Origin of the sequence: Streptomyces sp. UH6 (assembly GCF_013421635.1) — a bacterium.
Taxonomy (GTDB): Bacteria; Actinomycetota; Actinomycetes; order Streptomycetales; family Streptomycetaceae; genus Streptomyces; species Streptomyces abyssomicinicus.
Window position 1 is genome coordinate 1 of sequence record NZ_JACADT010000121.1, and the last position, 9,537, is coordinate 9,537.

General features: G+C 71.3%; 9 protein-coding genes and 1 tRNA gene. 6 read left to right on the forward strand and 4 right to left on the reverse strand.

Annotated features, from left to right (window positions below):
• Positions 1-220 precede the first annotated feature (220 nt).
• Both HW445_RS09575 and HW445_RS09580 read right to left on the reverse strand, forming a co-directional pair.
• Complete coding sequence (locus HW445_RS09575) at positions 221-685, reverse strand: RidA family protein (RefSeq protein ID WP_180220605.1); 465 nt, start codon at positions 683-685, stop codon at positions 221-223.
• Positions 682-840: a DUF4177 domain-containing protein gene (locus tag HW445_RS09580; protein WP_180220606.1), complete on the reverse strand. Its 159-nt coding sequence runs from the start codon at positions 838-840 to the stop codon at positions 682-684. The genes HW445_RS09575 and HW445_RS09580 overlap by 4 nt, the downstream gene beginning before the upstream one ends.
• A 118-nt stretch (positions 841-958) precedes the next feature.
• Between HW445_RS09580 and HW445_RS09585 the strand changes: the two genes are divergently transcribed.
• Both HW445_RS09585 and HW445_RS09590 read left to right on the forward strand, forming a co-directional pair.
• Positions 959-1,936, forward strand: a complete 978-nt coding sequence (locus tag HW445_RS09585) for an ArsA-related P-loop ATPase (RefSeq protein ID WP_180220607.1) — start codon at positions 959-961, stop codon at positions 1,934-1,936.
• The gene (locus HW445_RS09590; RefSeq protein WP_374939624.1) at positions 1,933-3,519 is read left to right on the forward strand and encodes an ArsA-related P-loop ATPase; all 1,587 of its coding nucleotides are present in this window, start codon (positions 1,933-1,935) and stop codon (positions 3,517-3,519) included. The genes HW445_RS09585 and HW445_RS09590 overlap by 4 nt, the downstream gene beginning before the upstream one ends.
• Before the next feature lie 126 nt (positions 3,520-3,645).
• Here HW445_RS09590 and HW445_RS09595 read toward each other — a convergent pair whose 3' ends face one another.
• Complete coding sequence (locus tag HW445_RS09595; protein WP_174887184.1) at positions 3,646-3,987, reverse strand: WhiB family transcriptional regulator; 342 nt, start codon at positions 3,985-3,987, stop codon at positions 3,646-3,648.
• Positions 3,988-4,404: 417 nt separating this feature from the next.
• Here HW445_RS09595 and HW445_RS09600 point away from each other — a divergent pair, with 417 nt between their 5' ends.
• Positions 4,405-6,735 (forward strand): transglycosylase domain-containing protein, encoded by a 2,331-nt coding sequence (locus HW445_RS09600; protein WP_180220608.1) that lies wholly within the window; start codon positions 4,405-4,407, stop codon positions 6,733-6,735.
• A gap of 111 nt (positions 6,736-6,846) precedes the next feature.
• On the opposite strand, the gene HW445_RS09605 is transcribed toward HW445_RS09600, so the two are convergent.
• A complete protein-coding gene (locus HW445_RS09605) occupies positions 6,847-7,311 on the reverse strand; it encodes a GatB/YqeY domain-containing protein (RefSeq protein WP_180220609.1) in 465 nt (154 codons plus the stop codon).
• 78 nt (positions 7,312-7,389) lie between these two features.
• Here HW445_RS09605 and HW445_RS09610 point away from each other — a divergent pair, with 78 nt between their 5' ends.
• From HW445_RS09610 to HW445_RS09620, 3 genes are all read left to right on the forward strand, one after another.
• Positions 7,390-8,325, forward strand: coding sequence for a metallophosphoesterase (locus HW445_RS09610; protein WP_180220611.1), 936 nt, complete (start codon positions 7,390-7,392; stop codon positions 8,323-8,325).
• 116 nt (positions 8,326-8,441) lie between these two features.
• A complete protein-coding gene (locus tag HW445_RS09615; protein WP_180220610.1) occupies positions 8,442-9,215 on the forward strand; it encodes a Pr6Pr family membrane protein in 774 nt (257 codons plus the stop codon).
• A gap of 35 nt (positions 9,216-9,250) precedes the next feature.
• Positions 9,251-9,324 (forward strand) — tRNA-Pro (locus tag HW445_RS09620).
• Positions 9,325-9,537: the final 213 nt, after the last annotated feature.

Sequence of the window (9,537 nt, forward strand, 5' to 3'; positions counted from 1 at the left end):
TCACGGGGACTCCGGCTCGCGCGGCGGACCGTCGCCTGCGTGGTCGCGGTCCGCAACCCGCTCCTGCTCCTGCTCCTGCTCCTGCCCCCAGCGGCACGATCACCCGCATACGGATCGCGCCCGCGGGCGGGACAGGCACGGGCCGGGAGGGGCGGGCTTGGGGCGGGCTTGCGTCCGGGGGCGGCACGACCCGCCCCGCCATGACGGGGCGGATGTGGCGTCAGTCGGTGAGTTCCACCTGGAGCTCGACCTCGACCGGGGCGTCGAGGGGGAGGACGGCGACGCCGACCGCACTGCGGGCGTGGACACCCTTGTCGCCGAAGACCTCGCCGAGGAGTTCGCTCGCGCCGTTGACGACGGCGGGCTGGCCGGTGAAGTCGGGGGCGGAGGCCACGAAGCCGACGACCTTCACCACCCGGGCGACGCGGTCGAGGTCACCGGCCACGGACTTCACCGCGGCCAGCGCGTTCAGCGCGCAGAGGCGGGCCAGGTCCTTGGCCTCCTCGGGCGTGACCTCGGCGCCGACCTTGCCGGTGACCCGCAGCTTGCCCCCGACCATGGGGAGCTGCCCACTGGTGTGGACGTACGCGCCGGAGAGGACCGCCGGCTGGTAGGCGGCCAGCGGCGCGGCCACCTCGGGCAGCGTCACGCCCAGCTCGGCGAGACGGGCCTCGACGCTGCTCACGCCTGCCTCTCCCGCTTCAGGTAGGCCACCAGCTGCTCCGGGTTCGGCCCGGGCACGACCTGGACGAGCTCCCAGCCGTCTTCGCCCCAGGTGTCGAGGATCTGCTTCGTCGCGTGCACGAGGAGCGGCACGGTCGCGTATTCCCACTTCTTCATGGGGCGACTCTAACCGCTGGCGCCGCCACTCCCTGAGTTGTCCACAGGGCGCCCGGGCCGGGCCCCGGTTGTCCACAGGCACGGCGTGGAAGAACCGCGAATGGTTAGGCTCGACGACGTGAGCAGGCTCCAGGTAGTCAGCGGCAAGGGCGGGACCGGGAAGACCACGGTCGCCGCCGCTCTCGCGCTCGCCCTCGCCAGCGGGGGGAAGCGCACCCTACTGGTGGAGGTGGAGGGCCGTCAGGGCATCGCGCAGCTCTTCGGGACGGAGGCGCTGCCCTACGAGGAACGGAAGATCGCGGTGGCTCCCGACGGCGGCGAGGTGCACGCCCTCGCCATCGACCCCGAACTGGCCCTGCTGGACTACCTCCAGATGTTCTACAAGCTGGGCGGCGCCGGCCGGGCGCTGAAGAAACTCGGCGCCATCGACTTCGCCACCACCATCGCTCCCGGCCTGCGGGACGTCCTGCTGACCGGCAAGGCGTGCGAGGCCGTGCGCCGCAAGGACAAGGCAGGCCGTTTCGTCTACGACCACGTGGTGATGGACGCCCCGCCGACCGGCCGGGTGACCCGCTTCCTCAATGTGAACGACGAGGTCGCCGGGCTCGCCCGGATCGGCCCGATACACCATCAGGCGCAGGCGGTCATGGGCGTGCTCAAGTCCCCGCAGACACAGGTGCACCTGGTGACGCTGCTGGAGGAGATGCCGGTCCAGGAGACGGCGGACGGCATCGCCGAGCTCCACACCGCGGGGCTGCCGACCGGCCGGGTGGTCGTCAACATGGTCCGCCCGGCCCTCCTCGACGGTGACGGGCTGGAGCTGGCGGGTTCGGTGCCGCGCGCCTCGGTGGCCCGCTCGCTGGCCGCGGCCGGCCTCGGCGGCGCCCGGCGGGGCGGGGCGGCGGAGCGCCTGGTGGACCCGCTGCTGCGGCAGGCCGAGGAGTACGCGGAGCGGTACACCCTGGAGCGGCAACAGCGGGAGGCGCTCGACCGGATCGAAGCGCCGCTCGCCGAACTGCCCCGGCTGACCGACGGAGTCGACCTGGCCGGCCTCTACGGGCTGGCCGCACTGCTGCGGACCCAAGGGATGTCATGAGCCTGGACCCCGATCGCGAACTCGACCTGGACCCGTTGCTGGACGACCCGGACACCCGCATCGTGGTGTGCTGCGGCTCCGGGGGCGTCGGCAAGACGACGACCGCCGCGGCCCTCGGCCTGCGGGCCGCGGAGCGCGGCCGCAAGGTGGTCGTCCTGACCATCGACCCGGCCCGCCGGCTCGCCCAGTCGATGGGCATCGGCCAACTGGACAACATCCCCCGCCGGGTGCCGGGGATCGACGGCTCCGCGGGCGGCGAGCTGCACGCGATGATGCTCGACATGAAGCGCACCTTCGACGAGATCGTCGAGGCGCACGCCGACCCGGAGCGGGCCGCGGCCATCCTGGCCAACCCCTTCTACCAGTCGCTCTCCGCGGGCTTCGCCGGCACGCAGGAGTACATGGCGATGGAGAAGCTCGGCCAGCTGCGGGCGCGGGACGAGTGGGACCTGATCGTGGTGGACACCCCGCCCTCCCGTTCCGCGCTGGACTTCCTGGACGCACCGGAGCGGCTCGGTTCGTTCCTCGACGGCAAGCTGATCCGGCTGCTCACCGCCCCGGCCAAGCTCGGCGGCCGGGCCGGGATGAAGTTCCTCAACGTCGGCATGTCGGTGATGACCGGCACGCTCGGCAAGCTGCTCGGCGGCTCGCTGCTGAAGGACGTGCAGACCTTCGTGGCCGCCATGGACACCACCCTGGGCGGCTTCCGCAGCCGCGCCGAGGCCACCTACCGGCTGCTGCAGGCGCCCGGTACCGCCTTCCTCGTGGTGGCCGCGCCGGAGCGGGACGCGTTGCGCGAGGCGGCCTACTTCGTGGAGCGGCTGGCCGCCGAGAGGATGCCGCTGGCGGGTCTGGTGCTGAACCGGGTGCACGGCAGTGACGCCGCCCAGCTCTCCGCCGAACGGGCGATCGCGGCGGCGGAAACCCTGGAGGCGGAAAATTTCCCGTCCGACGGCATTGTCGATCACACGAGCGGGAAAGAAGCGGGTAACTCACCCGATACACACGGCAGTTCAGTGTTCGCTGCTCCGGATGGTCAACCGGTTCAAGGCTCCCCCGCCGCACCCCGGCCCACGGCGCAGACCCCGGCGGACACCGACCGGCTCACCGCCGGTCTGTTGCGCCTGCATGCCGAGCGCATGCGCCTGATAGCCCGTGAGCAGCGCACACGGGACCGCTTCACGGCGCTCCACCCGGAGGTGCCGGTGACGGAGGTGCCCGCGCTGGCCGGCGACGTGCACGACCTGGCGGGACTGCGGGACATCGGCGAGCGCCTGGCCGCCCGCCGCCCCGCGACCACCGACGCGCACCACCCCGCGGTCGCCGACGCCACCGCGCAGGCGGACGCGCCGGAGCAGGCGGACGCGCCGCAGCAGCCGGACGTGCCGGCACCGGCAGACGTGCGGGCCCCGGCAGACGTGCCGGAGCAAGCAGACGTGCCGGAGCAGGCGGACGCTTCCGAACGAGCGGAACAGTCGGCACCGGCATCCACACCGGCATCCGCATCCGCAAGCGCATCCGAGCAGGCCGACGACGCCGGGCAGGCGAAAACGGCGAAGCGGCGGCCCGGGGTCACTGCCTGACCCCGGCTCCCGCCCTCCACTGCCGCCTCAACGGCGACTCACCGGCACTCCGGCGACCGCCCCGGCGGCAGCTCACCGGTACTTCGGCGGCAGCTCACCGCGCTCGGTCGGCGACGGCGGCGGCGGTCAGCTCACCGCCGCGTAGCTCTCGTAGGACTCGCTGGTCTCGTCGAGCGGCAGGATTCCTGCCTCCCGCTCGTACTCCATACGCGCCGTCTCCAGCAGACGACGCCAGGAGGTCACGGTCGGCCGGCGGCGCAGCAGCGCTCGGCGCTCCCGCTCCGTCATGCCTCCCCACACGCCGAATTCGACGCGGTTGTCGAGCGCATCGGCCAGGCACTCCGTCCGCACCGGGCATCCGGTGCACACCGCCTTGGCCCTGTTCTGCGCTGCTCCTTGAACGAACAGTTCATCCGGATCGGTAGTGCGGCAGGCCGCCTGCGCACTCCAGTCGGTAACCCAGCCCATACCGGCGCCGTCCTCTCCCGAATCGAGGCTCCCCCACGGCGGCAGCGGCATATTCACCGCCGCCAGTTGAGGACGTTACGGAAGGTGGACAGAGTGCAACACCCCCGTCGGGCCCAATCTTGAATGGCCCGAACGGACTATGGGTAAGCGGCAGATCACCCGGAGGAGTGGCCTGACGACAAATAGGATCTTCGCGACATCACAGGACAGACCACTCCCCACGAAAGGGGCACAGAAGCTTTCGGAGGGATGATTCGGGCATCCCCCGGGAAGGAGATCACGCGGTTCCGGAACGATCCGGGGCCGTCGGGCGTCCCGACTTACGGGTCTACCGCTCACCCGCTGTCGTGACAGCCGGGAGCAGCTTAGGCCAAGGCATTTACCTCTGTCCGGCAAACGAGAACGTAGGCTGCCCTCATGCCAAACAAGCGCTCGGGTGGAGGCCTGTCGCCAGTCCAGCAGGCCGCGAAGTTCCTCGGAGTCAGCGTCCTCGCCGGAGGCGTGCTGGCCGGCATCGCCCTGCCCGCCTTCGGGACCCTGGGACTCGCGGCGAAAGGATCCGTCGAGAGCTTCGACGAGATCCCGGCGAACCTGAAGACCCCGCCGCTCAGCCAGCGCACCACCATCCTCGACGCCGACGGGGGCAAGATCGCGACGGTGTACTCCCGCGACCGCACGGTGGTCCCGCTGAAGAAGATGGCGCCGGAGCTGCAGAAGGCGATCGTGGCGATCGAGGACGCCCGCTTCTACGAGCACGGCGCGGTCGACCTGAAGGGCGTCCTGCGCGCGCTCAACAGCAACGCGCGCAGCGGTGAGGTCACCCAGGGCGCGTCCACGCTGACCCAGCAGTACGTGAAGAACGTCTTCGTGGAGGAGGCGGGCGACGACCCGGACAAGGTGGCCCAGGCCACCCAGCAGACCCTGGGCCGCAAGATCCAGGAGCTGAAGTACGCGATCCAGGTGGAGGAGGAGCTCGGGAAGAAGAAGATTCTCGAGAACTACCTGAACATCACCTACTTCGGACAGTCCGCCTACGGCGTCGAGGCCGCCTCGCAGCGTTACTTCTCGAAGTCCGCCGACGACCTGGAGCTCCAGGAGGCGGCGCTGCTGGCCGGTCTGGTCCAGTCGCCGACCCGCTACGACCCGGTCAACAACCCCAAGACCGCCGAGCAGCGGCGCAACGTCGTCCTCGACCGGATGGCACAGGTCGGGGACATCTCCGGGAAGGAAGCCGCGGCGGCCAAGGAGAAGCCGCTGGGGCTGAAGATCAGTTCCCCGAAGAACGGCTGCATCACCGCCGTGAAGGGCGCCGGGTTCTTCTGCGACTACGTCCGCAACGTCTTCCTCACCGACCCCGCGTTCGGCAAGGACCGCGAGACCCGCGCCAAGCTGTGGAACCAGGGCGGTCTGACCGTGCGCACCACGCTGGCCCCGCAGGCGCAGGACTCCGTGCAGGCCTCGCTGAAGGGCCACGTCAACAAGGACGACAAGGTGGCGGCCGCGGCCACCATGGTGGAGCCCGGCACCGGCAAGATCCTGGCGATGGGCCAGTCGAGGCCGTACGGCTCCAGCGACAAGGACCACCAGACCGTCATCAACTACTCGGTCGACCAGGCGATGGGCAACAGCACCGGTTTCCAGACCGGCTCGACCTTCAAGCCGTTCCTCGCCGCGGCCGCGATAGAGGGCGGCCTCCCGCTGGGCAAGGTCTACCCGTCGCCGAACAAGATGCCGTACCCCAGGGTGCAGGGCTGCAAGGAGACCTACAACCAGGGCGAGATGACGCAGAACGAGACGCCGGAGGAGGTCGGGCCGTACTCGCTCCAGGAGGCGATGAAGCTCTCGATCAACACCTACTTCGTCCAGATGGTCGGCGACCTCGGCCTCTGCCCCACCCTGGAGATGGCCGAGAAGATGGGCATCCGCACGGGCGACGGCAAGAAGCTGCCCGACGGCAAGCCCTCCATCGTCCTCGGCACGCCGTCGATCTCCCCGCTGACCATGGCCTCGGCGTACGCCACCTTCGCCTCCCGGGGCATGTACTGCTCGCCGGTCGCGATCGAGTCGGTCACCCAGAAGATCGGCGAGAAGAAGAAGAGCCTCGAGGTGCCGAAGTCGACCTGCAGGCGGGCGATGTCGGAGCGGACCGCGGACGCGGTCAACACCCTGCTCTCCGGCGTCACCGACTCCGGCACCGGCGCCCGTGCCGGTCTCAGCGACCGGGACAACGCGGGCAAGACCGGTACCACGGACTTCCGCAAGAACGCCTGGTTCGTCGGGTACACCCCGAACCTGTCCACGGCGGTGTGGCTCGGCGACCCGATGCAGCAGGTGAAGATGGTGGACATCACCATCGGCGGCACGTACTTCGCCAAGGTCTCCGGCGGCGCGGGCCCCGGCCCGATATGGCGGCAGGCGATGTCCGGCGCTCTGCAGGGCAAGGAGGCACCGGCCTTCAACAGGGTCGAGATCCCCGCCGACAAGCCCAAGGACGACGACAAGGACAAGGGCCGCGGTGACGGACGGCCCGGCGAGGGACTGATCTCCGGCCTGTTCACCGGCGGGAACGGCAACGGCGGCGCCACGACCGCCGGCGCCGACGGCGGCGTGACCACCGACGGCGGCATCACCGTGGGCGGCCTGACCGGCGGGGACCTGACCGGTGGCACCACGGGCGACCTCAACGGCGGCGCCACCACCGGCGGCTTCGTGCAGGGCAACGACAACGGCGGCGGCAACGGCCCCTGACCCCCGCGCCCGACGCCTGCCCCTGACGCCTCGTGGGCACAGCACTCGGCCCCCTCCCCGCGCCGTGCGGGGAGGGGGCCGAGTGCTGTGCCGGGGGGCGACCGGAGGCCGTCAGCCCAGCAGACGCTTCTTCACCGCGGCGGCCACCCGGCCGCCCTCGGCGCGTCCGGCCACCTTCGGGTTCACGATCTTCATGACCTGGCCCATGGCCTTCGGCCCCTCGGCGCCGGCCGCCCGGGCCTCCTCGACCGCCTGGTCCACCAGCGCGTTCAGCTCGTCGTCGCTCAGCTGCTGGGGCAGGTACCCGGCGAGCAGCTCGCCCTCCGCCTTCTCCCGCTCGGCGCTCTCGGCGCGACCGCCCTGGGCGAACGCCTCCGCGGCCTCGCGGCGCTTCTTGGCCTCACGGGTGATCACCTTGAGGACCTCGTCGTCGGAGAGCTCGCGCTTCTCCGTACCCGCGACCTCCTCCTTGGTGATCGCGGTCAGGGTGAGCCGGAGCGTCGAGGAGCGCAGCTCGTCGCGCCCCTTGATCGCCGCGTTGAGGTCTTCCTGCAGCTTCGACTTGAGCGTGGTCATGGCTTGATTGTCGCAGGTGTGTCGCAGCGAATGCCCCTTGATTTACGGTCCTCGGGGCACCCTGACACGATGGACGGCATGCGCGCGCTCTACAAGGTCCCCCTCGGCGTCACGGCGGCCGCCGCCGCCGGTCTCGTCTACTCCGCCGGGTTCGAGGCCCGTTCGTTCCGGCTCCGCCGGGTGACCGTTCCGGTCCTGCCCCCTGGAATGCGTCCGCTGCGCGTCCTCCAGGTCTCCGACATCCACATGGTGAGCGGACAGCGCAAGAAGCAGCGCTGGCTGCGTTCGCTGGCCGGCCTGCGGCCCGACTTCGTCATCAACACCGGCGACAACCTCTCCGACACCGAGGGCGTGCCGGAGGTGCTGGACGCGCTGGAGCCACTGATGGAGTTCCCCGGCGCGTACGTCTTCGGCTCCAACGACTACTACGGTCCGCGGCTGCGCAACCCCGCCAAGTACCTGGTGGAGAAGGTCCAGGGCAAGCACGGGCTCAACGGGAACGAGCCGGTCACCGGCGCCGTCCACAACCCTTGGGAAGGGCTGCGGGACGCGTTCGACGAGGCGGGCTGGCTCAACCTCACCAACACCCGCGGCACGCTGAAGGTCGAGGGCGTCTCGGTCGAGCTGACCGGACTGGACGACCCGCACATCAAGCGGGACCGGTACGACGAGGTCGCGGGCGGCCCGACCGGTTCCGGCGACTTCTCCCTGGGCGTGGTGCACGCCCCGTACCTGCGGTCGCTGGACGCGTTCGCCTCCGACGGCTATCCGCTGATCCTGGCCGGCCACACGCACGGCGGGCAGCTCTGCATCCCGTTCTACGGCGCCCTGGTCACCAACTGCGACCTGGACACCGACCGGGTGAAGGGCCTCTCCACCCACACGGCCGGCGGCAACACGTCCTACCTGCACGTCTCCGCGGGCTGCGGGGCCAACCGGTACACCCCGTTCCGTTTCGCCTGCCCGCCGGAGGCGACGCTGCTGACGCTGGTCGGCAGCGACTGGGCGCTCTGACGCCGGCGGTCCCAAGGGCCGGCCCTTCCGAGGGCCCGGCCCGGGACCGCACCCGGCGTCCCTCGTTCGGCCCCGCGAGATCGCCCGCCATGCCCCGTTCTGCCTAGCGTGAGGGCATGACCGCTCCCCTACCCAGGGACATCCCGGACCTCCCCCCGGTGCCGGGCAGGGCCAAGCTGACGCCCTCGTACGTCCCCCCGACAGCCGTCATACCCCCGGCCCGCCGCCCCCTCACCGCGTTGTTCCGGCTGTCCACCGCCCTGGCCGCGGCGGGCGGCGTGGCCATCTGCCTGGCACTCGGCCGTCCCCTGCAGGCCCTCACCCACTTCACCGTGCAGGCCAACATCCTGCTGGCGGCCGTCCTCCTGGTCTCCGCCCAGCGCGCCTGGAGTGCCGGCCGCCCCGTGCGGCCCGCCCTCACCGGGGCCGCGCTCCTCTACGTCCTGCTGGCGGCCCTGGTCCACGCCTTCGCCGTCCCCGGCCGCCCCTCCTTCTCCGACCCCGGGCCCGGCGCCCCCTGGGCCACCGTGGCCGCCCTGCTGCTCACCGTGGTCGTCCCGGCGGCCGCCCTGCTGGACTGGCTCCTGCTCACCGCCCCGCGCACCCTCCGGCTGCGCCACGCCACGGCCTGGCTGCTCTACCCCCTGACCTACCTGGGCCTCACCCTGGGCCGTGCCGTCCTGCTCCCGGCGGACGCGCCCGGCCGCGCGCCCTTCCCCTTCCTCGACGCCACCCGCAACGGCACCCTCGGCACCGTCGGCAACGCCCTCCTGGTCGCCCTCGCCTGCTACGGCCTCGGCGTCCTCCTGGTCGCCGTCGACCACCTCTGTCCCGGGGTGGTCCGCAGCCGCCCGAAAACCGGATTTCGCCTCAGGCCACCGGTGGGCTAAAGTAAACGACGTCGCCGCGGGAACGCGGAGATGATCGGGGTGTAGCGCAGCTTGGCAGCGCGCTTCGTTCGGGACGAAGAGGTCGTGGGTTCAAATCCCGCCACCCCGACAGTGACCAGAGGGCCTGGTGTGCAACTTGCACACCAGGCCCTCTGGCGTGTTGGTGATCAGCCTTCAGGCCCGCGCCGGGCCCGGCCCCCCGTCGGAGGACGGGGGGCCGGGCTGGGCGTCAGGCGGCCTGGGGCTGGAGGAGCCGGGCCAGCAGGTCGTCCAGGCTGACCATGCCGGTGGCGTCGCCGGAGGCGTCGCGGACCACGGCGAG